Origin of the sequence: uncultured Paraglaciecola sp. (assembly GCF_943787955.1) — a bacterium.
Lineage (GTDB): Bacteria > Pseudomonadota > Gammaproteobacteria > Enterobacterales > Alteromonadaceae > Paraglaciecola.
Window position 1 is genome coordinate 157922 of sequence record NZ_CALSOK010000006.1, and the last position, 24043, is coordinate 181964.

The following is a 24043-nucleotide window of genomic DNA, read 5'->3' on the forward strand; positions in this document are numbered from 1 at the left end:
CTAACTCCCACCACAAGTCCAACCTGTATCTTCTAGGACTCTAATATACGTATAGAGATGGCAGCGGCAGAGGTTCTATTATCCACGCCTAACTTCTTGTATATTTGTTCTAGATGTTTATTTACTGTGCGAGGACTCATAGATAAAATTTGTGAAGTTTCCCAATTAGTCTTTCCATATGATACCCAATATAACACTTCAGATTCGCGCTTGGTGATAGGTAAGTTTTGTTGTAAATCAAAGGGTGCTTTTTCGATTTTCGCCTCAACCACTTTAAGCATATGTTTATCATCTTGCCGGCGTTCATACATGATCTCAAAAGAAGTCACAAAACAATTCACTTTTAAGTTTTGTTGGCCGCCGCTTAGTAACCAATCTTTTAGTAATTCAGCCAACGTTGCCCATGGACTCGTATCATCGCCGGCAAAATCATCAATGAGTTGGTGCGCTTTGGGTGTCGCCCAAGATAATCGCCCATGATCGCTGACGCAGAATACATTGCTGCCTAGGTGATCCAGAGCATCTTGTGCGCTGAGCGCCAGCTTTGCCGTTTGTATATGGGTTTTAATCCGTGCAATAACTTCATCAGGTGATATCGGTTTAGTCACATAATCAATTCCACCAGCTTCGAAACCTTTCACTACATCTTCTACATCAGTCAATCCTGTCATAAATATGATAGGGGTGTTGGGGCGCTGTATTTTTAATCTACGGCAAGTCTCAAAACCATCCATCTCAGGCATAACCGCATCCATCAACACTATGTCAGGTTCAATTTTTTCGGCAATAGAAAGAGCCTGTGCGCCATTAAGAGCCACAAGTGCAGTATACCCTTGACTATTTAATGCCACATTTAACATGCCCAAAGATTCCGGCGAATCGTCTACTACCAGCACCACATTATCCATTTTATTATTCATCACTCAATTCTTCTAGATAGACGATAATTTTAGGAAAATTACACAGGGCAACGTATTCATTAATTTGCGAGGTCACTTCCACAGGAAATTGATATTGCGTATGTAATTCGGCAAATTTATTTTTAAAACCAGATAGATAACCTATCTCTGCAAGTGAAATAAGTATTTTATACTGATGATTAGTAACAACATCTTTAGAGTTAATAGTTCGTGCAGCCTGAACACTTTCCATACCTTCAGTCGGTGCATATTGCCATTGTATGTTTAACAGCTCTCCAATTTTTCCTAATAAAGCAGTCAAGTCAACAGGTTTAGCCATATATCCATTGTGAAAACTTTCACCTGCTTGATGGCTCTCTACATCACGAGCGTTAGCTGAGACCATCAATACGGGCATTGCATAACCTCGATCGCGGACTTCTTTAACCATTTGCCAACCATCCATATTTGGCATCCTTACATCCATAAGAATCAGTGAGACTTGAGCCTCTGTTAGCAACTCCAAACCTTTTGATGCATGCTCTGCTAACAACACCTCAAATCCTAGAGGTCTAAGTAAGTCAGCTAACAAATTACGTTGGTGAAGTTCATCGTCAACAACCAACACGGTTTTCGATTCTTCTTTATAACCAATGGCCCTAGCTTGTGTGTATTCTGGTGCATTTTCATTTTTATTTAACTCCACCAGCATTAACCTAAAATTAAAGGTAGAGCCTTGCCCGAGCATACTTTTAACGGTGATTTCTCCACCCATTAATTCAGTTAACGAGCGCGAGATAGTCAATCCTAACCCAGCGCCGCCAATGGCCTGAGTATGGGCATTTCTGACTTGTTCAAAAGGTTTAAATATGGACTCGCGATTGTGCTCAGAAATGCCAATACCCGTATCTATCACACTAAAGTTAGCGACCTGATTTCGATAACTGATTTTTAATGTCACTGAGCCTCGTTCTGTGTATTTGATGGCATTAGAAATCAAGTTAATTAATATCTGCCTAAAACGTTGTTTATCTGTTGCCACATAATCAGGAAGGTTCGGACATGGCTGATAAATAAACTCGATATTTTTTTGTGCTGCCTTCATTTGAAACATGTCAATCAACTGCTGCAAAATTGCTTTTAAATTAACCTCATCTCGCTGCAAGGTCAGCCTGCCAGCTTCGATTTTTGAGATTTCCAAAAGACCTTCTATCAGATCCGCAAGATGTTCACCATTACGTTTTACAATACCCAAGGTTTCACGATGCGCCCGAGGAAAGGACTCATCTTGACTGAGTAACTGAGCATAACCCAACATCACATTCAGTGGGGTTCTCAACTCATGACTCAACCCAGCTAAATAACGACTTTTAGCTTCATTTGCAGTTTCTGCTTTGACTTTTGCATCTTGTAAAGCCATGGACGTTTTTTCATGGGCACTACTTTCTTTGACCAAAGCGTTAGCTAATGAACGCAGCTCTTTAAGAGCTGAACGATTGCCAATACGCGCTAAAATAAACAACCAACTAACCACACCAATGATGATCAACAATAAGAAAAAGCTCTTAACCAAAGTGATGGCAAATACTTGTTTGACGGCAGCATCATCAACCGGTACTTGCAGATAAATTAAAAATAAAATGCCCGCTCCTAAAACACTTAAACTCAGCGTCAAACCTATAAACTGGGCCATAGGTGTGGTCATGACTCTGAGCAAATCTGTGGTCAAAAAACGTTGAAAGAAATGCTGCGATTGATTAGACAAGGTACCTTGTGGCCGGCATTGGTCACCACAGCGCACATCGAGGGTGCAACATAAAGAGCATATTGGCTTTTGATAAGCTGGGCAGTACGACATATCTTCATGCTCAAAGGTGTTCTCACATATATGGCACTGAGTACTTTTAGAGATTGGGGCCTGTTGATTTTGAACTAAATAATAGCGGCCTTTAGTTAAGTAGCCAATCAAGGGCACAGTGATAAACGGCAATCCACAAGCAATAAACGACCCTAACGCTTTAGCAATTTCACCATACCAACCAAAATGGGCCGTAAATCCAAAAAAAGTGGCTATCAACATAGAACCGACACCAACGGGGTTGATGTCGTATAAACATGAACGTTTAAATTCAATGTGTGGTGGACTCAAGCCCAGAGGCTTGTTAATTAACAAATCGGCTGTGACTGAGCTTAACCACGCCAATACAATAACCGAATACACAGACAACATACTCTCAATTGTCTGGTAAATGCCTAACTCCATTAGTAACAAAGCAATAGCCACATTAAATACCATCCACACCACACGACCGGGATGATTGCGAGTAACACGAGAGAAAAAATTAGACCAAGCTAACGAGCCAGCGTAAGCGTTGGCCACATTAATTTTTAGTTGCGATATCACCACAAAACTACAGGCCACAATTACCGCTAAGGTCGGATTGTCGAATACTAAGCTAAAGGCGAGGTTATACATGTGTGCGGGATCATCTGCTAAGTCCAGCGACACGCCTTGCGTTAAAGCGAAATAAGCTAAAAACGAGCCTAAAAATAGTTTTAAGGCACCAAATATAATCCAACCTGGACCGGCCAGAACAAGCGATGTCCACCATCGCCATTGACCCTGTTTGGGCTTTTCTGGCAGAAAACGTAAAAAGTCTACCTGCTCACCGATTTGTGCCACTAACGACAGCACTACAGCCGAAGCCCCACCAAATAATAGAAGACTAAATCCTTGCCCTTGTTCCCCTGCTGCACCAGTGAATCCTAACCACTGCTGTAAATTACTATCTGGGTGGGTAAAAACAAAATATAGGGGAACAAGCTGTAACACAATCCAAAAAGGCTGCGTCCACACCTGAAAACGGCTGATATAAGCTATTCCATGGCTGACCAATGGCAAAACAACCAGCGCACTCACCACATAGGCTATGGATAAAGGCATACCAAACACAATCTGCAGAGCCATAGACATAATGGCTGCTTCAAGTGCGAAAAATATAAAGGTAAAGGAGGCGTAGATAAGTGAAGCGATCGTGGAGCCAATATAGCCAAAGCCCGCTCCACGGCTTAATAAATCAATATCAACGCCATATTTTGCAGCGTAATAGCTGATGGGCAATCCAGTAAGAAACACGACAAAAATAACCGATAAAATCGCCCAGGCTGAATTCGCAAAACCAAAATTTAGAGTAATAGCGCCACCAATCGCCTCTAAAACCAGAAAGGACACTATACCTAAAGCAGTGTTAGCAATGCGGCCATAAGACCAAATACGTGCCCTTTTGGCAGTAAAACGTAGGGCAAAGTCCTCCATCATCTCGTTTGCAACGAGTTTATTGTAAGTTCTTCTTGTGGCCAGAATTTTTTTATTGGATTGCATGTACGACAGTTATTGATCTCAAACATTACTCAAATAAGCAAAGCTTATCTGCAGCAACAGGTTACGTTAGTTTACACAACTTCAAAGCCGAGGAATATGCGTAGATCGACGTAGACGAATGCGCACTTCTGCCCATATTCGTTATTGACTAAAGCATAGATACTCTACCCCGCTACAAAAAAGCCTAGCGGTTGTAGAGTTATCACTCAAAAAAGATAACCCAAACTCAATTTTAAACTTTAGAACACTTGGAATATACATATGAACGTACTAACTAAATTTACGCCTGTAGCAGCCGCGCTGCTACTTTCATTGGGAACAATGACTGGCGCACAAGCAGAAATAACATCAGACAATCTAAGTGTTAGTGGTTTTATTGATATGTCTTACTTATCTATCGACGTAGATGGCGCCGGTTCGACTCATGACTCTGGCATTGATCAGGTTGAATTAAATTTTGGTTATGATTTTGGTAACAAATTAACCGCAACCGTTGATGTTGAATATCAAAACGCTGCTGAAGGTGTTGATGTTGAGCAAGCTTTTATTTCTTATGCCATATCCGACAACTTAAGCATCAAAGCAGGTCGCTTTTTAAGTTACTCAGGCTGGGAAACAGAAGAGCCTACGGGATTATTTCAGTACTCAGGCACAGGTTATGCCCAGTATTTCTACGGCTACTATCAACAAGGTGTGTCTGCATTATATAGCGGTGACAAATTTGCAGTCGCAGTTTCTGTAGTTAATGATTTAGCTGGCCCCCAATCAACAGATACAGAGCACCCTGGCATTGAAACTATGGTTGCCTTTATGCCTACTGAAAACTTTACTGTTAAAGGTTTTTACTCAGTAGATGGCGATACTAAGATGATTAACACTTGGGCTGCTTACTCAGCTGATGCTTTAACGTTAGCGGCTGAATATAACTCATCTGAAGACACAGCTTTTGCAGGAAGCGAAGCTGATGGTTTTCTATTGATGGCTAATTACGCATTCGAGTCGTTTGGTATGACCGTGCGTTACCACGATTATGAAGTTGAAGATGCGGTTGGTGCTTCCTTTGAAGATGCAAGTGGTATCACCTTTTCACCAAGCTTCTCTGTAAACGACAACTTATTGATGGTGTTTGAATATCGTATGGATGAAATCAACGATGTGGATGTTAACTACTTAGCAGTTGAAGCCCTAATCACATTCTAATGAGAACTATCAAACATACGCTCAAAATTGAAACAAAAAACAAGTAGGAATTTAGAAATGAAATTTAAAAAACTTATTATTGCTAGCTCAATCATTGCTAGCAGCCTAGTCACTCAGGTGTCTATCGCAGCTGACACCATCAAAGTCGGTGTTTTGCATTCTTTGTCAGGCACCATGGCCATCAGTGAAACAACACTCAAAGACACCGTTCTGATGATGATTGAAAAACAAAATGAGAAAGGCGGGATTTTAGGCAAAAAACTGGAAGCCGTTGTGGTTGATCCGGCATCAAACTGGCCTCTTTTTGCAGAGAAAACCCGTGAATTGTTAGCAAAAGATAAAGTAGACGTGATTTTTGGTTGCTGGACCTCAGTATCACGTAAGTCTGCGTTACCTGTTCTTGAAGAACTGAATGGATTGCTTTTTTACCCAGTACAATACGAAGGCGAAGAGTCGTCTAAAAACGTATTTTACACAGGGGCAGCGCCAAACCAACAAGCCATACCCGCTGTAGACTATTTGATGAATGATATAGGTGCGACTCGTTGGGTATTGGCTGGAACAGATTATGTTTACCCGCGCACCACAAATAAAATTCTTGAGGCTTATTTATTAGCAAAAGGTGTAAAGGCTGAAGACATCATGATCAACTACACACCTTTCGGACATTCTGATTGGCAGGGCATAGTGTCAGATATCAAGAAGTTTGGTTCACAAGGCAAGAAAACTGCTGTGGTATCAACCATCAACGGTGATGCCAATATTCCTTTCTATAAAGAATTGGGCAACCAAGGAATTTCTGCTGAAGATATTCCAGTGGTGGCTTTCTCTGTAGGTGAAGAAGAATTGTCTGGTTTTGATACTAAACCTTTGGTGGGTCACTTAGCGGCCTGGAATTATTTCCAAAGTGTTGACTCCGAAGCCAACGATGCCTTTATCGCCGAATGGAAAGAGTACATAGGTGACGAAAAACGTGTCACTAATGACCCAATGGAAGCGACTTATATTGGTTTCGAAATGTGGGTTAAAGCAGTTGAAAAAGCAGGTACAACTGAGGTAGACGCCGTTGAGCAAGCTATGATTGGTGTAGCTGTACCAAACTTAACGGGTGGTACTGCAGTGATGAATGCCAACCATCACTTATCTAAGCCTGTGCTTATTGGTGAAATCCAAGAAGACGGTCAATTCGAAGTAGTGTGGGAAACCCCAGACACTGTGATTGGTGATGCATGGTCAGACTTTTTACCTAGCTCTAAAAACCTCATATCTGATTGGACAGCCCCAGTTAACTGCGGAAACTTTGATGTCAAAACAGCCAAGTGCTCAGGTCAAAATTTCTAAGTTTTATGTGTGTATGGTGACTGATAATTTTTTAAATTAAAACAGTCCCTGTTTGTCCGGCTTCTCGTGTTTTTCAGGGGAAGTCGGACTTTTTTAATTCTCAGGGCAAGGAATAGGCAATGCACCGAATATTTTTATTATTGCTGATGTTAGTCATATCTGGGCACAGCCATGCCATAGAAACTGACGGTATTGGGGATAACCATTCGACACTGACGTCATTAGTCAATCAGTTACCCAAAACCAAATTGCGTAAAATGGCGCCGCTTATAAAGCAAATATCCAAAACCAAAGAGCCGCTAACACGAGACGTATTACAATTTATGCTCGACGGCGAGCTGTATTTTTTAAAAGCCAATAAACACGTCGTGCGTGCTCAGGCTACTGAAAATAGACTTTATCAGTTAACAGATGTATTAAGCCAAGAGACACTCAATACAGTCAAAAAATCCCAACTGTCCAAAATCAAAACTAATAATAGCTTGCGCAGTACCTTGCGTAATATTATCGCCAAAATCGACTTAACTGACGACAATAAAAAAATACGCTTACAAGCAGTGCAGCAATTACTTAGCTCTCCAAGCAAAGAGTCCACGGCTATCATCACCGAGTTAATTGATGACGAAAAGGACCAGGATGTGCAAATATTAATGGCCACTACCTTGTCGTTACAACAATTAAAAGCTGGTAACTTTAAAGAAAAAATCGAGGCCTTAAAACAACTTGGTAATACATTAGAACCGACGGTTAAAAATGAAATAGTAGGCTTACTATCAAACCTGCCTGAAAAGGAATTAACGACAGATCAGCAAACCCTCAAAGACGCCTTAAATAGCACTTTAGGTGAAATAGAAAAACGGGCCAGTTTCTATAGCGCAATAGAAACCGTATTTTTTGGCTTAAGCCTAGGCTCAGTATTACTGTTAGCAGCGATAGGACTCACTATTACCTTTGGAGTGATGGGAGTGATCAATATGGCACACGGCGAAATGATCATGCTAGGGGCTTATACGACTTACGTTATTCAATTAGCCTTTCCCTCAATAATTGAATATTCATTACTCATTGCCGTACCCGCGGCATTTCTGGTGTCGGGCAGTGTGGGGATCCTTATTGAACGCGGTGTAATTCGTTTTTTAAAAGGTCGACCATTGGAAACCCTGTTAGCCACTTTTGGCATTAGTTTGATTTTACAACAACTGGTCAGAACTATATTCTCACCCCTCAATCGCCAAGTCATTAGTCCAGAGTGGATGAGTGGTTCTTGGCAAATCAATCCAATTTTTTCGCTCACTTATAATCGTTTGTACATCATTCTATTTTCTATCTTTGTGTTTGTGTCTTTGTTGATGATCCTTAAAAAAACCTCTCTAGGTTTACATGTGCGCGCAGTCTCGCAAAACCGCGATATGGCAAGGGCGTTAAGTGTCAAAAGTGATTGGGTAGATGCGATTACTTTTGGACTTGGCTCTGGCATTGCCGGAGTAGCAGGCGTGGTATTAAGTCAATTAACCAATGTAGGGCCAAACTTAGGTCAGGCCTATATCATAGATTCTTTCTTAGTGGTGGTGTTTGGCGGTGTGGGCAATTTATGGGGCACTTTAGTAGCAGCCATGTCACTCGGTCTGACTAACAAGTTTCTTGAGCCGTTAACAGGCTCAGTATTAGCCAATATTATCGTATTAGTTGGTTTGGTGTTGTTTATTCAAAAACGGCCCAAAGGACTATTTCCACAAAAAGGGCGGTCTGCAGACTAATGAATAACTCTATCACTGAAGACAATAAACCAAGATCACTGTTTCGTAGTAAAGGTCCTCTACATCTTACTGTTGGCCTATTATTTATCACCACTTTATTGGTGACTTTAGGTAATTTAATTTTTCCTGAGTCTTCGGCATTGCATGTGAGTGACTATACCGTCAGCTTATTAGGCAAATACCTGTGTTATGCGTTACTTGCCTTAGCAGTAGATTTGGTTTGGGGATATTGCGGTATTTTAAGCTTAGGTCATGGCGCATTTTTTACCTTAGGTGGCTATGCCATGGGCATGTATCTGATGCGTCAAATTGGTGATCGCGGCGTATATGGTAACCCTGAATTACCCGACTTTATGGTATTCCTAAATTTGACTGAATTGCCTTGGTTTTGGGCCGGCTCTGACAGCATAGTCTGGATGGTATGCATGGTGTTTTTAGGGCCTGGATTGTTGGCCTTTATTTTTGGTAGTTTAGCATTTCGCTCGCGGGTGAGCGGGGTGTATTTATCGATTATGACCCAAGCGATGACCTACGCCTTAATGTTAGCCTTTTTCCGCAATGAAATGGGCTTTGGTGGTAACAATGGGCTAACCGACTTTAAAGAGATTTTTGGCTTCTCTTTACAATCTCCGAATACCAAATTAGGCCTATTTGTCGCCACGGCTGTTATTTTAGCATTGGCTTATTGCTTATGTCACTTTATCGTGAAATCAAAAATGGGTCGAGTGGTGACAGCCATTCGTGACTCTGAAAGCCGAGTAAGATTTGTGGGTTACAAACCGGAACACTACAAAGTGTGGATATTTGTAGTTTCAGCAATGCTGGCGGGTCTTGCAGGCGCGTTATATGTACCACAAGTGGGCATAATTAACCCTGGTGAGTTTTCACCACTAAACTCAATCGAAATGGTGATTTGGGTCGCTGTTGGTGGCAGAAATTCTTTATACGGAGCAATCATTGGAGCGATTATCGTCAGTTACGCTAAAACTCGCTTTACCGCCATCATGCCCGAAGCTTGGCTATTTGCCCTCGGCGGACTATTTGTATTAGTCACGTTATTGCTACCTAAAGGCATTGCAGGGCTAATACCCAGCATCAAACAAAAATTTGCCAAACCGACCAGTGCTTCGCAGGCGAACTCATGAGCATTGATAAGGCGGGTTCTCCGTTAACAGCCAGCGAAAACATTGTGCCTGATACCCGTCATGGGGTGATTTTATATGTAGAAGACGTCAACCTAAGCTTTGATGGTTTTAAGGCTTTGAATAACTTAAACCTGTACATAAATGATGGCGAATTACGTTGCCTAATTGGTGCAAATGGCGCCGGGAAAACGACCTTGATGGATGTTATCACGGGTAAAATTCGCCCTGATAGTGGCAAAGTTAACTTTGGACAAAAAGTTGATTTATTGCAACTAGATGAGTCGGAAATTGCCAGAGCCGGTATTGGCCGAAAGTTTCAAAAACCCACTGTTTTTGAGGAGTTGTCGGTGTTTGAAAATATTGAGCTTAGTCTTAAAGGCGACAAAGGAATTTGGACGGCGTTATTTCACAAGTTAAGTGGTGAACAAAAAGATCGCATCGGCAACATTCTGCATACCATTGGTTTAGTTACCGAGTGCCACTATCAGGCAGGTAGATTGTCTCACGGGCAAAAACAGTGGTTAGAAATTGGCATGTTATTAGCCGCCGAGCCAAGAGTGTTATTAGTCGATGAGCCAGTAGCAGGTATGACAGGCCAAGAAACCGAACGCACCGCAGAATTACTGACTTCCTTGGCAGGCGAGCATTCGGTCGTGGTAGTTGAGCACGATATGGCCTTTGTGCGTTCAATCGCCAGAAAAGTATCAGTATTACACCAAGGTGCAGTACTAGCGGAAGGCTCTATGGCTGAAATTCAGGCCAATCCCGATGTGATTCGCGTGTATTTAGGTGAGGAGCAAGGCTAATATGATTACATTAAGCACAGTCAATCAGAAATACGGTGGCACTCAAATTTTATGGGATTTGGACCTATCCATCAAACCTGGCTCTCGCACATGCATTATGGGCCGAAACGGGGTGGGTAAAACCACTTTACTAAAAACCATCATGGGGTTGTTGCCTATTAGTTCCGGCAAACTCACTTATGGTGACAGAGATATTAGTAATAGTTCAGTTGAATTACGTCCAGATATTGGTATAGGCTATGTGCCACAGGGGCGGCATATTTTTCCGCAATTAACGGTGGAAGAGAATCTGACGGTGAGTCTGAACTGTAAGCGTCAAACCAGTAAAACTATACCCGAACATGTATTTGAATTGTTTCCAGTATTAAAGGAAATGTTACATAGACGTGGCGGTGATTTATCTGGTGGTCAGCAGCAGCAACTCGCTATTGGTCGAGCTTTAGTGCTCAATCCAGAGGTGCTTATTTTGGATGAACCAAATGAAGGCATTCAACCCAATATCGTGCAGTTAATCCGTGATGTATTACTAAAGCTGAATAAAGAACAAGGCATGACCATTATTTTAGTAGAACAAAAATTGCCTTTTGCCCGGGCCGTAGGCGAAGATTTTGTATTGATGGAAAAAGGCCAAGTAATCTCCTCTGGCCCTATGACAGAGCTAACGGATGAGTTGGTAGGTAAATATTTAGCAGTTTAAGCAGTGCTTAATTTTGATTAAGGCGCTCTATCTTAGGTAACCGATGACCGAAGCAGCAATAGATATAATAAAAAGTCAGTGGTTAGCCAGCTTAGAATTGCAGCTGGGCTATTCACCTTACGGTACCCAACTGACAAAAACCAAACGTTGTGGACCGCTGACCATTCAAAAAGCCTTTTATCCAGAAGGCAGAGATTGCGCACACTTATATTTGTTGCATCCACCAGCAGGCATCGTCTCTGGCGATGAGTTGCAGGTGAAGATTGATGTACAGCAAAGCGCGCACACACTAGTCACAACACCCGGAGCAAACCGTTTTTATCGGGCGCGTACGGATTTATCTATTGGCGACCCTAAACAAACTCAAGTGACTCGAATTAACTTAGATGTTCATGCGAAGTGTGAACATTTCCCCCTTGAAACCTTGGTGTATAACCAAGCCAATGGAGTGAATAATGTTGAAGTGAGATTACACAATTCCAGCGTTTATTGCGGCTGGGACATGACTTGCTTAGGCCTACCTAGCTCCAATGAAAATTTTACCGCAGGCCGATTTACGCAGCTTAACACCCTGTACTGTGATGACATTTTGATTTACCACGATAAAGTATTAATTGAACCGGAAAGTAATATTCAACATCACGCAGCGGGGTTAGCTAGCAATACTGTGTTTGGCACCTTTTTAGCTTATGCCTCTACTAAGCAGGTTAGCAAAGAACAAAGAACACAACTAATTGAGCAACTTAGAGCGATAGTTGATGAACACTCTGCCAGTTCATTAATCAGTATTACGGATATTAGACAACTGTTAGTAATCCGTTATTTAGGGCAACAAGCACATCAGTGTAAAGATTTATTCATAGAACTTTGGAAACTAATACGCCCTTTGTATATCGAAAAACAGGGCGTACAACCCAGAATTTGGTTTACCTAAATACTTAGGTCTGCAGAGCCTAAGTCACAAATGTAGAGATTAAGATGGATTTATTACCAAGAGAAAAAGATAAGTTACTATTATTTACTGCTGCATTACTAGCTGAACGCCGCCTTAAACGAGGGGTAAAACTCAATTACCCTGAAGCCATGGCGTATATTTCTATGGAAATTATGGAAGGTGCAAGAGACGGCAGAACCGTAGCAGAAATGATGGACTATGGGCGTACTTTGCTAACTCGTGATCAGGTCATGGAGGGAATTGCAGAACTGATCACCGATGTGCAGGTTGAGGCCACTTTCCCCGATGGCACTAAATTAGTCACAGTCCATAATCCGATTATTTAAAGAATGGTTCAGAAACAAAAAAGTAGAGGGCGCATAAGATGATCCTAGGCGAAATCAAAACTGACACCGGCGAGCATTTACTCAATGTGGGCCGCGAAAAACGTAACATAACCGTTGCCAACTCAGGCGATAGGCCGATTCAGGTAGGCTCGCATTATCATTTTTATGAAACCAACGCTGCATTGACCTTTGATCGTGAAAAGTGCAAAGGTTATCGCCTCGACATTACCTCGGGTACAGCAGTTCGTTTTGAGCCTGGACAAGAACGTGTAGTCACGCTAGTACCTTTTGCTGGAAAGCGCAGGGTGTATGGTTTTAGAGCCCTAGTGCAAGGAGAGTTATAGTCATGGCCAGTATAGATAAACACGCTTACGCGCATATGTTTGGTCCCACAGTGGGAGACCGCGTGCGCTTAGCCGATACCGATTTATGGCTCGAAGTCGAGCAAGATGCCACCACCTATGGTGAAGAAGTCAAATTTGGTGGCGGTAAAGTGATCCGTGACGGTATGGGTCAAAGTCAAGCTTCATGCAAAGACACACCAGATTTGGTGATCACCAACGCCTTAATTGTCGATCATTGGGGCATAGTTAAAGCCGACGTGGGCATTAAAGATGGCCGTATTGCTATAATAGGCAAAGCTGGTAACCCTGATATTCAAGACAACATTGATATTGAAATAGGCCCCGGCACAGAAGTCATTGCGGGTGAAGGTCAAATCCTTACAGCTGGTGGCATTGATGCACATATTCATTTTATTTGCCCACAACAAATTGACGAAGCCTTAATGTCGGGCGTGACCACTATGATAGGTGGCGGAACTGGCCCAGCCACAGGCACCAATGCCACTACTTGCACTCCGGGGGCCTTGGAACATTCATAAAATGTTGCAAGCTACCAACGATTTTCCTATGAATTTTGGCTTTTTAGGCAAGGGCAACGCTAGTTTACCGATAGCCTTAGAAGAGCAAATCGAAGCCGGTGTGTGTGGTTTAAAACTCCACGAGGATTGGGGCACCACACCTGCCGCCATAGACAACTGCTTATCCGTTGCTGAAAAATACGACGTGCAAATCGCGATCCATACCGACACTTTGAATGAATCGGGTTTTGTTGAAGATACGATAGGTGCATTTAAAGGTCGCACCATTCACACGTATCACACAGAAGGCGCGGGCGGCGGACACTCGCCCGATATTATACGTGCTTGCGGCGAGCCAAATGTATTACCTTCGTCTACTAACCCAACTCGTCCTTACACCATCAATACCATTGATGAACATTTGGATATGCTGATGGTGTGCCACCATTTGGACCCTTCAATTCCTGAAGATATTGCCTTTGCAGATTCCCGCATTCGAAAAGAAAGCATCGCCGCAGAAGACATCATGCATGACTTAGGCGCCATCAGTATGATTGCCTCTGACTCACAAGCTATGGGCCGTGTCGGTGAAATGATCACTCGCACTTGGCAAACCGCTCACAAGATGAAGCAACAAAGAGGGCCATTAGCCCCAGATACTGAGCGTAATGACAATTTTAGGATCAAGCGTTATATTGCTAAATACACTATCAACCCTGCCATCAGCCATGGTATTAGCCATGAAGTGGGCTCGATTGAAGTCGGTAAACTGGCTGATTTAGTATTGTGGAAACCCGCATTTTTTGGCATTAAACCTGCGATGATCATCAAATCTGGTTTTATTGCCGCCGCACCAATGGGTGATGCCAATGCGTCTATCCCTACACCTCAGCCAGTTTATTATCGCCCCATGTTTGGATCCTATGGTTTAGCTTCGGCTAAAATATCCATGACCTTTATGTCTAAGGCGTCTATCGAATTAGGTGTACCAGAAAAAGTAGGCATGACACGGATGGTTGGTGTGTGCAAAAACACCCGAAACATCGGCAAAGACGACATGATCCACAATAGCTGGCAACCACACATCGAAGTGGATGCACAAACTTATGAAGTACGCGCCAATGGTGAACTACTCACCTGTGAACCCGCCACTGTATTGCCATTAGCACAGCGTTATTGCTTATTTTAGTTGTGCTGCATAGAGCGCTCTTATGCTGCATTGTTTTCGTCTTTTTGGAGAGTCACATATTACTTATATGCTTCCCTCCAAAAAAACTCGACAGTTTTACCTAACAACGTTCTATTTTGCACAATGAACTGTTGCGAAATGTATTAAAGATTAGAAAAATTTTGGATATTAATAAGTATGTTACAAGCATTTGAACGCCTATCTCATAGTCATGATCCCATTGATGATTATGTGACGTTGGATCAAGACACCCGTAAAAAAGCACGGATTAAAATCAGCACCGACCAAGGCCAAGCCTTGGGTATTTTTATGCAGCGGGGTCACCCTCTGCTGGTGGGTGAGGTTTTAAAAACCGAGTGTGGTTTACTGATTAAAGTAAAAGGCCAAGCGGAAGAGGTTTCTACCGCTATCGCTACTGACTGGATGAGCTTTAGCCGTATTTGTTACCACTTAGGCAATCGTCATACCTCTTTGCAAATTGGTGAGCTGTGGGTGCGCTTTAAACCCGACCACGTGTTAGAAGAACTAGCTGAAAACTACGGTTTATCTATTAATCGAACACCGGCGGTATTTGAGCCAGAAAACGGCGCTTATGGTAGCCAAAATCATGGCCACGGTCATTCCCATTCTCATGAATGAAGCCACGACTAATCAAAGCCCGTTAAGGCTCAATCGGTTGCTGCAATTATGCAGTGCCAATTTGCCTGTCGGCGGGTTTTCGTTTTCTCAAGGTTTGGAATATGCCGTTGAAATGGGCTGGATACATAACCCAGACTCGACTAAAGAGTGGATTAGTTTTAACTTACATCAGTCCATTGCACCCTCAGATTTAGCTTTGTTAAGCCGCTTACAAGACGCTTTAGTAGAAGATGATTTCGCCCGTTTTCATAAGTGGAACCAACACGCCTTAGCGTGCCGTGAAAGTAATGAGTTATATTTAGCCGATGTGGCTATGGGTAAAGCGTTAATGCGTCTGCTAAAGGATATAAAAGGCATTGATAGTCAGCACTATATGGAATTAATCAGAGAAAAACACATCAGCTTTGTGAGTGCATTTGCTTTAAGTGCCTATCTGTTTGGACTTGAATTAAGTGAGATGCAAGGTGGTTTTTGTTGGGCCTATATCGATAACCAAGTCGCTGCGGCCACAAAGTTAGTACCACTGGGCCAAACGCAGGGACAAAACTTGTTATTTGAGTTAACCAGACAAGTTGAAGAAGCCATCGAGCAGGCCAATAAAATTGATGATGAAAATATTGGTGCCAGTTTACCGCGCTTAGCTATGGCCAGCGCTTGGCACGAAACTCAATACACACGTTTGTTTCGGTCTTAAATAAAAGACATAACAAAAGGTGTGAAAAATAAATTTAATTTAAAAGAAGTGAGTTATGACACAAAACAAACAAATTTTACGTATCGGTGTAGGTGGTCCAGTAGGCTCGGGTAAAACGGCATTATTACGCATGATATGCCTTGCACTGAGAGACAAATACGACATGGCCGTTGTCACCAACGATATCTATACTCGTGAAGACGCGGAGTTTTTAACTCGCCATGGCGCACTTTCAGCAGACCGTATCTTAGGCGTAGAAACAGGGGGTTGCCCACACACCGCCATTCGTGAAGATGCCTCGATGAACTTAGCTGCAATTGATGACTTACAAGAACGTCATCCCAATTTAGACTTCGTACTGATAGAAAGCGGCGGCGACAACCTAAGCGCGACCTTCAGCCCAGAGTTATCAGACTTAACCTTGTATGTGATTGATGTATCAGCAGGTGATAAAATTCCCCGCAAGGGAGGCCCAGGTATTACCAAATCAGATTTACTGATCATCAACAAAATTGACGTGGCAGAGTTAGTTGGGGCCTCGTTAGAGGTCATGGCTCGAGACGCAACCAAAATGCGAGGCGACAAACCCTTTGTTTTCAGTAATATGAAAACCAAACAAGGCTTAGACGACATTATCGAGTTTATTGAAAAAGAAGGCATGTTGCAGATATAACAGCAGCGCTTCATTCACCCTATTGAAATTTTAGTTAAGGAACCACTATGAAATACTTATTCACATTAATATGTCTTATCGTCACTAGCCGCGCTATGGCTCACGAAGATCACGCTCTTGGCGAAAGTGTGCATTTTGCCTACCACATCGCTTTTTGGAGCTTATGTGCGTTGGTCGCCTATAAAGGGTTTGTTTGGTTTAAAACAAAGGTTCAAGCTAAAAGGGCTAGCTAATATCTACCACGAGAGAGGCGTGGTGTGACCATTAACCCAACAAGTTGCCGAACAATTAATGGAAAAAGACACCATAGGTAGCCATACGAGAGACGAACTAGGAATTAGTGACTTATCCCAAGGTAATCCTCTTCAGGCCGCCGTATATTCTGCGCTGTCTTTCTCAGCAGGTTCCTCCTTGCCAGTATTGATGATATTACTGTTGAGTCAGTCATCTTTGATACCTGCAGTTATCTTTAACTATTATCCTTTGTTGAATTAGGCTGCATTTCAGCCCACGCTGGTGGTGCCTTTAAAACCAAAGGCGCTATACGCGTCCTGTTATGGGGAAGTTTAGCCATGGCGGTATCAATGGGAGTGGGAAGTCTGTTTGACGTGAGTATTTTGGGTCTTTGCTGCCACCTCAGTGCTTTAATCTTATAACGTTACTTAATCGTAAGAGTAACGGGCTCGTGAAATGATATTTAGTTATGCAATGATCCATCAACTATTTGGAAAAATAATAGATAATTAGTCTGAAGCATCCTATACCCTCGATATTCGGTCAACACACACTAATGAAAATACTCTGAACCTTAAGTGTGATAAATAAGTTGTTGTAAATTGAACACTACTCCGCATAAATAATTGCTACAAAACATAGCTTACAAAGTTATGTACATTCGCAATATCCGTCAGTAAATGCATTGATTAACCGCAGATATTATTTACTGTTAGCTACAATATATGGAACGCTACTAAGGTTACCTTTAAAATAAATGTATAATGAAAACAAATGAATGTGATGTAACAAAGCTTGCATTTATAATTCTCATCCATACTATTACCTCACATATGCTCATCCCTAAAGGGACAATTTCGCTATGACAGGATCCAAAAAAACACGCACCAGACTTTCCCCAGAAGTTAGGAAAAACTTAATTCTTGATCATGCTGCGGAACTGGTTGCAGTAGAAGGTGTATCAGCATTGAGCATGGAAAGGCTGGGACAAGAGGCTGGGATCAGTAAGTCACTGGTATATGCTTATTATCCTAGTATGAAGGAATTGCTGCAAACCTTACTCAAACGCGAGTATAAAAGCTTAAGAGTACTCCAATCTAAGGCCGCTGAGGGTGCTGAGACCTTTGAGCAATTAGTCAGACAAACCACTAAAGCTTATTTGAGTTACATAGATGAACGAGGGCTAATTTTGGATAGATTGGCTGCAGAGCCTAGTTTGTCTGATCACGGAGATCCGACCGAATATAGCAGAGGAACAGCGGTGCAATATGTGGCTGAAATTGTACATGACCATTTTGGTATAGACATGAACATAGCATTAACCGCAATAGATATCTCTTTTGGTATGCCTGCAGCGGCAGGGCATTATCTAACTAGACATAAAGTGAGCCGACAAACGGTAGAGGACATAACTGTTGCTATGATGATTGGCAGTATTGAAGGACTAAATCGTAACTACGAAACCGCACTAAAACCTCTGGTAAAAAAAACAGGTAAAGAATTGGGTTAATCTATATGGTAAATACCGCCATTCCCCCCCGTTTTAGTTGACTTATCAAACCGTTTGAAAACTAGAGAATACCGCTGGTCCTAGAAAACACCTTCAAAAAACAACTTGGTTTTGTATAAAATATTAATAAAGAAAATCTGCAATCTGCTGCGCTTATTTTCAACATATTCTTCATAGTTTTGAATGTAATCAGGATTTCCAGGTACAACCACGTGTTTTCTTACAAAGCTCCGCGCCATGTTGTGGGCATCGCCCATCAAAACCTGGTCTCCTAGAACATTATCAATCGCGATGAGCCTAAATCTTGGCAAGGTCTCTGGTCTCGTCAATGCGTCATCGTAGGCGCTTTGTAGTGCCGCTTTGACTTCGTCATTGCCGTTACGATACAAATTAGATATTGCCCAAGCAAAATGCCAAACAGCATGATTGCTATCGATCATGGCAATCGATTTTGCTTGATAAAGACGGGCAATGTTATGCAAATATAAACTGGATATCTTTTTGGCAGTTGCTGGGGAGATAATCTGATCGCGGATGGCCCAAATAGTCAATTCAGCGGTTGCCAGATCGCTGCTGAGTTCTTCCTCAGCTATTCTCATGGTAGTAGCCCAGTCAATGCCATTAATGAGCACTGCTTGTTGGTCGTTTACATAGATGTATGGCAATACCTTATGTGAACACTTTGGATTTTCACGACCAGGAGACGCAACTTTATCGTCTCCATAATAATTGTCCTCAGATAAAACGGGTAAATTTGTGTAACACCAATTATTTAGGTCATCATTTTTGACACTATTAAGTGCGCTTGGTGAAAGCTGCCATCCACGAGATTTACTAGCTGGTCCGGGAGAATACTGATGATAAGTGACTCGATCGATTAACTTGCCATTACACCTAAGTTCAACCTGATCCGGTCCAGTGGTCAATTGAAAATTTTTCGCTGAGTATTGCCAAGCGGGTTGGCTTAAAGAGGCAGGCGCATCGGTTTCACGTCCACTGGCAATGACCAAATAACTTTTGGCCTCAATGGGTAATGGTTGTGTGACTATTAGTTTATCGTCATTGGAGTCGGATAGAATACACCCTTTGAGATCAACTTTTGTTTCAGTGGGGTTATAAAATTCTATCCAATCAATCTCATTATCGTCAATGTTTGGCATCAGTTCTGAAATAACAACGCTACCTACAGACAAGCCTTGATTATCAGCAAATACTGGGTCACTTTTCACGCTTGTAACAACAATAGTGCAGCACATAATAAATTGAATGGCAGTGAATTTGCGGTTTTGTGTTGGCATTAAAAGACTTCCTATTTAGAATACAATATTACTTTGCAAAAAATTTTTGCATCGCTTCTATGACTTCTTTGGGTTTATCAAAAAATGGACTGTGCCCTGAGCCCGGGATCACAGTGACGCTTAAGTCATCAACATACTTGGGGATTACGTCCAGCATAGCCGGCACAAAAGTACGTTCATTTTCTGTCCAAATCAATAAACTGGGCACTGTCACTCGGGCATTTTTTGAAGGCCAGTAAGATGAATCCTTGATATCGGCCACCGCAGGTATGTTGGCACGATACCAGTTCACCGCACCTGTATGTGCACCCGGTTGCTCCCAAGCCTCAAAAAATGCCTGCTTAAATTTGTCGTCTAGGTGCCCATTAGCATAACCTCGGTCAAAGCCATAACGCCATAACATCTCTGGCCCACGCTCATCAAATATTTTTTCAATGCTCGGGCTCTTTAATCTTTCCATATACACTGAGGATTTTTTTTGGTCTTCATTGTTGACAATCATGTGCAGTAAAACATTGTAAGGTGGGGCATTAATAACCACTAACTTGTCGATTAATTCAGGGTACTTTTGCGCCGTTGTCCATGCCAGTGCACCGCCCCAGTCATGGCCCACTAGTGTGACTTTTTTATCTGCTGGAAAATGCTTAATCAGGGCTTTTACATCTTCTACTAATAGTTCAATTTTGTAGTTTTGCGCCCCTTTTGGTTTGGCCGATAGGTTGTAACCACGATTATCTGGCGCAACAACAAGGTAATCCTTAGCAAAATAGGATAATAGTTTATCCCAAGACGCACCAAAAAATGGGTATCCGTGCAAGAAGACAATTAAATCACCTTCGCCTTTTTGCACATAGTGAAATTTCAAACCATTAAGCGTGACAAATTTGGAGTCATAGCCCAATGTGGTTGTTTGCCCTGAAGATACGTCAGCAAAAGTAACATTACTTGCTAGTATAAACGGTGCAATTAACAGGCACGCGAAAATTCTAGCTAATCTAAAAAATTGATTTTTTAACACCTTATTTCCCCTAAACTATTGTTTCTATACCGGATTTTCGACTCAAGTATTAGCTCCTTAATAACATGCTTATTTAACGCCAGCTTCGGTTCGTACAATCCGCTAGGCAACATTTTCTCTTATACTCATATAAAACCAATCATCAGAAGAAGGTGAACTTTCACACACACTTTAATGGATCCATATAGGTTACTTTTCTACAGTGACTTCACAAAATCGGTAAAAGGCCCTTAGCCAGGTAGCTCAAAGCTAACAATGGAATAGTTCGAATTGGACTCGATCACTTGACGAAGTGAAAATATATTACCGTCTACGTCTCTGGCATACATCTGCCAAAATCCACCCACCTGTTGCGGGGCACTGATCAAGTCAACCCCAAGCGACATTAGGCGTTGGTACTCTTTTTGAATATCGGTGACTTCCAAAGAGTAGCTATAGCCCAAATCACTTGCTTTGCGCTTGCCTGTGAATACCGCAGTTTTAGGCGTTTTGAATTGCCAAAACTCCATCATTTTTGACTGCTCATTCATTTTGAACCAACCGGCGAGCACATCTGAGTCGGTGAGTCCGGTGATACGATCTATCTTAGGGTTTTTGACGATTTCGGCTTTTCGATAGGGCTTAATGCCCAATACGACTTGATAAAAACTCATTAGCTTTTCGATATCAGGCGTGGCAAAAGCAACTTGTGTCATCCACATGGGCTGATCCCACTCTTGCCAGGCATTGTCATAACCGGCGCGGGCCAGAATTTCGCCGTCCAGCTGCTCCATTTCAAACATATTGCCCTCTGGATCATATCCATAAGCATAGGTTACACCATATCCACCTAAGTCAACGGGAGTATTCCCCGGCGTGACTAAACGTGCGCCTGCGGCGACAAATTTGTCATAGCCAGATTCAGATACTGGTGATTGAAAGCAGGTATGGGTCATACCCGGGCCTTGGGCAGGCATATCACTTAATCTTACGTTTTTGTTAATGGCAAATTCGGTCAGTTCAAACAGCATATTAGGCGCTTTAAGGGTCGCCACTTCATATTCCAGGCTATCCCCCCCATACAATGCATCCGAGTGACTATTGGCATATACTTTTTCCCTTTTTACAAGTTCGAAACCCGTGGCCTGTTGGTAAAAAGCCAACGCTTGATCGAGGTTTTTCACGGACAAGCCAATATGGTTGATCCCCATAATGGTTGTTTTGGTATCTTTAATTGTGGCTGTTTCGTCTATTTCTATCGCCCCGACTGACGATATGCTCATAGATAAAGAAATCGCCGCTAGGCTTTTAAAAAAATGCATAATTATCTCCAAATGAAAATTTCAAGCAAGCCGCACAGTGCCGCTTGCATACTTATTCTCGCCACAGTTCTACGATCTATACCCAAAATCATTGGAACTGCATGGCGGCGGCAAACGAATGAGACCCCATGAGCTTAGTCCACTAAGTGCAACGTCGGTTACCGATTGGGGCGAATGAGTGCAGCCAACAAACAGGCAGTTTCAAGGATGACGGGTATAACTCACTTACCACCCGCTGAGAACACCATCAGTATATTGCCCGGTGCTTCCCCCCACTTATCATAGCCAGAGGTTAGGTAAATTTTACCATTTGCAATCACGGGTCCATCTGACTCAATAGAACCACCAAAGCCTTTTACGCCATTGATAGTGTTTACCGCTTGTTTAGTGTCATATTCCCAAAGAATTTCGCCTTTCGACGCGGAAAAAATCCTAAACATGCCATCTAGACCGCCTGCATAGACTAAATTTGTAGAGCTTGACACTGCGGCGGATATACCAGGGAAGCACATAAATTTCCCCCCCTTGGCACAGACATTTGGCAAATCATTACGCCATACAAACTCCCCAGTCTTCAGATCTAAGGCGTGTAGACCAGGATGAGCAGCACCAACGTTGTAAGGATTATTAGTAGGTAAGTCCGATACACCCACATACACCTTTTGATTGTCAGTGCTCATTCCCCAGTGCACGCCGCCCATAGTTCCACCGCTTCCAACTCTCTGTTTCCATACGATTTTTCCTTTCGCATCAGGATTCAAGGCATATACCATGCCGGATTTTTGGCCGATAATAAGCAACTGTTTACCGTTTTCTGCTGTGCTTAACATCGCTGAAGCGCCAATATCATAGTCAGGGCCGTCTTCTTTTGGGCAATTAGGGGTATTGCGGGAGCAAGCTCCATTCCAGGCATCGTCTTTTGTAACCTGAGTCACCCATTTTATCTCACCCGAATTTAAGTCCATAGCCAGTACAGCATCACTTGTACCGGTAGCGGGACTCGAATAGTTTTGCCCTGTTGTGGCATAAAGTAGATTGCGTTTTAAATCTAGAGTAGGGCCAGACCATACAGGTGCGCCTGAAGGTCCATGTTGTTGCGTACCAGCCGAGGTTTTATAAGTGGGTTTAGGCTCATCTATAGTATAGGTGGTCCATACTTTTTCACCTGATTGTAGGTCAATCGCCACCACTGCCCCTCTGAAAGAGCAGCATTCATATTCCACTCTGGCAGCGGGGATAATTTCAAGAGAAGAAACAGGCACATATACCTTTTTCTCATCGGCGATCACGGAACCGGTAACCACCGCCAATGGATTGGGATGCACTTTTGTACGCCATTTTAACTCGCCTGATTGCGCGTCTATGGCATATGCGTTGCCGTCCAAATCGCCAAATAGCAAGGAGTCCAGCTGTAGAAAAAGCGAACCTCTTACCTCATCCTTAGCCTGATACTCCCATTGTACGCAGCCTGTTTCAACATCAAGCGCATAAATAATCCCTGCCTGACTACCGATGTAAACCATGTTCTTGCTTACAATAGGCTGCGACCTAACCCTTGTTGCCTCAGGAAAGGCAAATGCCCATTTCAATTTTAGCTCGTCCACGTTATCTGGCGATATGCCAGACTCATTTTCTTGATGTCGTCTGTTTCCCGACTTACCTCCCCAACCATTCCAATCGACTTTAGATAATGACTTGGGCAAGTCAACACCGATACTTTTGCAAGTATAAATTGTTTCACTAATTTTGGAGTCTGCGACTTTTTTACCCGTTATAAACTCAGCCACTGCGTGCTTATCAGCTAGAGATAAACCAATGCCAGCGGTACTCATTAATCCAGATTCTAAGGATTTAATGATCCTTTCGGGCGGATATAGCTTGAGTGCTTCAACCTTGGGCGCTTCTAGCATAGCTCCTAGGTGGCATGCTGAACAGTTAGTTTGAAAGATTTTAGCACCATCACTTAATTCATCAGCCTGAACACCCATCAAACTCATAAATGATAGGCCTACAATGGCTACAGAACGAAGTAAAAATAGCACAGCAATTCGACGATTATTTGTCATTTTTATTCCCACAGGTAACAACTCAAAAAAAGGGCTGCATTTTAAAGACAT

Annotated in this window: 21 protein-coding genes and 1 pseudogene; 16 read left to right on the forward strand and 6 right to left on the reverse strand. The window is 42.5% G+C overall.

The window, feature by feature from the left end; translation table 11 throughout:
- Window positions 1–32: 32 nt before the first annotated feature.
- On the reverse strand, window positions 33–920 hold the full coding sequence (locus Q0Y52_RS05445; protein WP_297819001.1) for a response regulator transcription factor: 888 nt from the start codon (window positions 918–920) through the stop codon (window positions 33–35).
- Window positions 913–4281 carry an ATP-binding protein gene (locus Q0Y52_RS05450; protein WP_297819004.1) on the reverse strand — a complete coding sequence of 1123 codons (3369 nt, stop codon included), beginning with the start codon at window positions 4279–4281 and terminating at the stop codon, window positions 913–915. The genes Q0Y52_RS05445 and Q0Y52_RS05450 overlap by 8 nt, the downstream gene beginning before the upstream one ends.
- 261 nt (window positions 4282–4542) lie before the next feature.
- Here Q0Y52_RS05450 and Q0Y52_RS05455 point away from each other — a divergent pair, with 261 nt between their 5' ends.
- From Q0Y52_RS05455 to Q0Y52_RS05530, 16 genes and pseudogenes are all read left to right on the forward strand, one after another.
- A complete protein-coding gene (locus tag Q0Y52_RS05455) occupies window positions 4543–5481 on the forward strand; it encodes an outer membrane beta-barrel protein (protein ID WP_297819007.1) in 939 nt (312 codons plus the stop codon).
- A gap of 57 nt (window positions 5482–5538) precedes the next feature.
- Window positions 5539–6822 (forward strand): urea ABC transporter substrate-binding protein, encoded by a 1284-nt coding sequence (gene urtA / locus Q0Y52_RS05460; RefSeq protein ID WP_297819010.1) that lies wholly within the window; start codon window positions 5539–5541, stop codon window positions 6820–6822.
- A 119-nt stretch (window positions 6823–6941) separates the two neighbouring features.
- Window positions 6942–8579 carry an urea ABC transporter permease subunit UrtB gene (gene urtB, locus Q0Y52_RS05465; protein WP_297819013.1) on the forward strand — a complete coding sequence of 546 codons (1638 nt, stop codon included), beginning with the start codon at window positions 6942–6944 and terminating at the stop codon, window positions 8577–8579.
- Complete coding sequence (gene urtC, locus Q0Y52_RS05470) at window positions 8579–9724, forward strand: urea ABC transporter permease subunit UrtC (RefSeq protein WP_297819016.1); 1146 nt, start codon at window positions 8579–8581, stop codon at window positions 9722–9724. The genes urtB and urtC overlap by 1 nt, the downstream gene beginning before the upstream one ends.
- On the forward strand, window positions 9721–10530 hold the full coding sequence (urtD, locus tag Q0Y52_RS05475; protein WP_297819019.1) for an urea ABC transporter ATP-binding protein UrtD: 810 nt from the start codon (window positions 9721–9723) through the stop codon (window positions 10528–10530). Before urtC ends, urtD begins: the two co-directional genes overlap by 4 nt.
- 1 nt (window position 10531) lies before the next feature.
- Window positions 10532–11227 carry an urea ABC transporter ATP-binding subunit UrtE gene (gene urtE, locus Q0Y52_RS05480; protein ID WP_297819022.1) on the forward strand — a complete coding sequence of 232 codons (696 nt, stop codon included), beginning with the start codon at window positions 10532–10534 and terminating at the stop codon, window positions 11225–11227.
- A gap of 43 nt (window positions 11228–11270) precedes the next feature.
- Window positions 11271–12161: an urease accessory protein UreD gene (locus Q0Y52_RS05485; protein ID WP_271863437.1), complete on the forward strand. Its 891-nt coding sequence runs from the start codon at window positions 11271–11273 to the stop codon at window positions 12159–12161.
- Window positions 12162–12205: 44 nt separating this feature from the next.
- Window positions 12206–12508 (forward strand): urease subunit gamma, encoded by a 303-nt coding sequence (gene ureA / locus Q0Y52_RS05490; protein WP_101199362.1) that lies wholly within the window; start codon window positions 12206–12208, stop codon window positions 12506–12508.
- Between the two features lie 38 nt (window positions 12509–12546).
- Window positions 12547–12852 (forward strand): urease subunit beta, encoded by a 306-nt coding sequence (locus Q0Y52_RS05495; protein ID WP_297819033.1) that lies wholly within the window; start codon window positions 12547–12549, stop codon window positions 12850–12852.
- Between the two features lie 2 nt (window positions 12853–12854).
- Window positions 12855–14559, forward strand: a pseudogene (gene ureC, locus Q0Y52_RS05500) (urease subunit alpha).
- A gap of 177 nt (window positions 14560–14736) precedes the next feature.
- The gene (gene ureE, locus Q0Y52_RS05505; protein WP_271863434.1) at window positions 14737–15198 is read left to right on the forward strand and encodes an urease accessory protein UreE; all 462 of its coding nucleotides are present in this window, start codon (window positions 14737–14739) and stop codon (window positions 15196–15198) included.
- Window positions 15152–15892 carry an urease accessory protein UreF gene (locus tag Q0Y52_RS05510; RefSeq protein ID WP_366939253.1) on the forward strand — a complete coding sequence of 247 codons (741 nt, stop codon included), beginning with the start codon at window positions 15152–15154 and terminating at the stop codon, window positions 15890–15892. The genes ureE and Q0Y52_RS05510 overlap by 47 nt, the downstream gene beginning before the upstream one ends.
- A gap of 55 nt (window positions 15893–15947) precedes the next feature.
- Window positions 15948–16565: an urease accessory protein UreG gene (gene ureG, locus Q0Y52_RS05515; protein ID WP_297819040.1), complete on the forward strand. Its 618-nt coding sequence runs from the start codon at window positions 15948–15950 to the stop codon at window positions 16563–16565.
- A 47-nt stretch (window positions 16566–16612) separates the two neighbouring features.
- Window positions 16613–16798, forward strand: a complete 186-nt coding sequence (locus Q0Y52_RS05520; protein WP_297819043.1) for a hypothetical protein — start codon at window positions 16613–16615, stop codon at window positions 16796–16798.
- Window positions 16799–16856: 58 nt separating this feature from the next.
- The gene (locus Q0Y52_RS05525; RefSeq protein ID WP_297819046.1) at window positions 16857–17060 is read left to right on the forward strand and encodes a VIT1/CCC1 transporter family protein; all 204 of its coding nucleotides are present in this window, start codon (window positions 16857–16859) and stop codon (window positions 17058–17060) included.
- Window positions 17061–17661: 601 nt separating this feature from the next.
- Window positions 17662–18309: a TetR/AcrR family transcriptional regulator gene (locus Q0Y52_RS05530; RefSeq protein ID WP_297819048.1), complete on the forward strand. Its 648-nt coding sequence runs from the start codon at window positions 17662–17664 to the stop codon at window positions 18307–18309.
- An 80-nt stretch (window positions 18310–18389) separates the two neighbouring features.
- Here Q0Y52_RS05530 and Q0Y52_RS05535 read toward each other — a convergent pair whose 3' ends face one another.
- The 4 genes from Q0Y52_RS05535 to Q0Y52_RS05550 all read right to left on the reverse strand — a co-directional run bounded on the left by Q0Y52_RS05535 (window position 18390) and on the right by Q0Y52_RS05550 (window position 23992).
- Window positions 18390–19607: a lamin tail domain-containing protein gene (locus Q0Y52_RS05535; RefSeq protein ID WP_297819051.1), complete on the reverse strand. Its 1218-nt coding sequence runs from the start codon at window positions 19605–19607 to the stop codon at window positions 18390–18392.
- A 28-nt stretch (window positions 19608–19635) separates the two neighbouring features.
- Window positions 19636–20625 (reverse strand): alpha/beta hydrolase, encoded by a 990-nt coding sequence (locus Q0Y52_RS05540; RefSeq protein ID WP_297819053.1) that lies wholly within the window; start codon window positions 20623–20625, stop codon window positions 19636–19638.
- A 230-nt stretch (window positions 20626–20855) separates the two neighbouring features.
- Window positions 20856–21926 (reverse strand): VOC family protein, encoded by a 1071-nt coding sequence (locus tag Q0Y52_RS05545; protein WP_297819056.1) that lies wholly within the window; start codon window positions 21924–21926, stop codon window positions 20856–20858.
- Window positions 21927–22147: 221 nt separating this feature from the next.
- Window positions 22148–23992 (reverse strand): PQQ-binding-like beta-propeller repeat protein, encoded by a 1845-nt coding sequence (locus Q0Y52_RS05550; RefSeq protein WP_297819058.1) that lies wholly within the window; start codon window positions 23990–23992, stop codon window positions 22148–22150.
- Between the last annotated feature and the right edge of the window lie 51 nt (window positions 23993–24043).

What these genes read in the sequence shown, in the direction of transcription:
- Q0Y52_RS05545 (WP_297819056.1), bottom strand. Translation starts at nt 21,926, where the DNA reads ATGCATTTTTTTAAAAGCCTAGCGGCGATTTCTTTATCTATGAGCATA.
- Q0Y52_RS05455 (WP_297819007.1), top strand. Translation starts at nt 4,543, where the DNA reads ATGAACGTACTAACTAAATTTACGCCTGTAGCAGCCGCGCTGCTACTT.
- Q0Y52_RS05530 (WP_297819048.1), top strand. Translation starts at nt 17,662, where the DNA reads ATGACAGGATCCAAAAAAACACGCACCAGACTTTCCCCAGAAGTTAGG.
- Q0Y52_RS05550 (WP_297819058.1), bottom strand. Translation starts at nt 23,992, where the DNA reads ATGACAAATAATCGTCGAATTGCTGTGCTATTTTTACTTCGTTCTGTA.
- ureG (WP_297819040.1), top strand. Translation starts at nt 15,948, where the DNA reads ATGACACAAAACAAACAAATTTTACGTATCGGTGTAGGTGGTCCAGTA.
- Q0Y52_RS05495 (WP_297819033.1), top strand. Translation starts at nt 12,547, where the DNA reads ATGATCCTAGGCGAAATCAAAACTGACACCGGCGAGCATTTACTCAAT.
- urtE (WP_297819022.1), top strand. Translation starts at nt 10,532, where the DNA reads ATGATTACATTAAGCACAGTCAATCAGAAATACGGTGGCACTCAAATT.
- urtD (WP_297819019.1), top strand. Translation starts at nt 9,721, where the DNA reads ATGAGCATTGATAAGGCGGGTTCTCCGTTAACAGCCAGCGAAAACATT.
- urtB (WP_297819013.1), top strand. Translation starts at nt 6,942, where the DNA reads ATGCACCGAATATTTTTATTATTGCTGATGTTAGTCATATCTGGGCAC.
- Q0Y52_RS05450 (WP_297819004.1), bottom strand. Translation starts at nt 4,281, where the DNA reads ATGCAATCCAATAAAAAAATTCTGGCCACAAGAAGAACTTACAATAAA.
- Q0Y52_RS05525 (WP_297819046.1), top strand. Translation starts at nt 16,857, where the DNA reads ATGGAAAAAGACACCATAGGTAGCCATACGAGAGACGAACTAGGAATT.
- Q0Y52_RS05445 (WP_297819001.1), bottom strand. Translation starts at nt 920, where the DNA reads ATGAATAATAAAATGGATAATGTGGTGCTGGTAGTAGACGATTCGCCG.
- Q0Y52_RS05535 (WP_297819051.1), bottom strand. Translation starts at nt 19,607, where the DNA reads ATGCCAACACAAAACCGCAAATTCACTGCCATTCAATTTATTATGTGC.
- Q0Y52_RS05520 (WP_297819043.1), top strand. Translation starts at nt 16,613, where the DNA reads ATGAAATACTTATTCACATTAATATGTCTTATCGTCACTAGCCGCGCT.
- urtC (WP_297819016.1), top strand. Translation starts at nt 8,579, where the DNA reads ATGAATAACTCTATCACTGAAGACAATAAACCAAGATCACTGTTTCGT.
- Q0Y52_RS05485 (WP_271863437.1), top strand. Translation starts at nt 11,271, where the DNA reads ATGACCGAAGCAGCAATAGATATAATAAAAAGTCAGTGGTTAGCCAGC.
- ureE (WP_271863434.1), top strand. Translation starts at nt 14,737, where the DNA reads ATGTTACAAGCATTTGAACGCCTATCTCATAGTCATGATCCCATTGAT.
- ureA (WP_101199362.1), top strand. Translation starts at nt 12,206, where the DNA reads ATGGATTTATTACCAAGAGAAAAAGATAAGTTACTATTATTTACTGCT.
- urtA (WP_297819010.1), top strand. Translation starts at nt 5,539, where the DNA reads ATGAAATTTAAAAAACTTATTATTGCTAGCTCAATCATTGCTAGCAGC.
- Q0Y52_RS05510 (WP_366939253.1), top strand. Translation starts at nt 15,152, where the DNA reads ATGGTAGCCAAAATCATGGCCACGGTCATTCCCATTCTCATGAATGAA.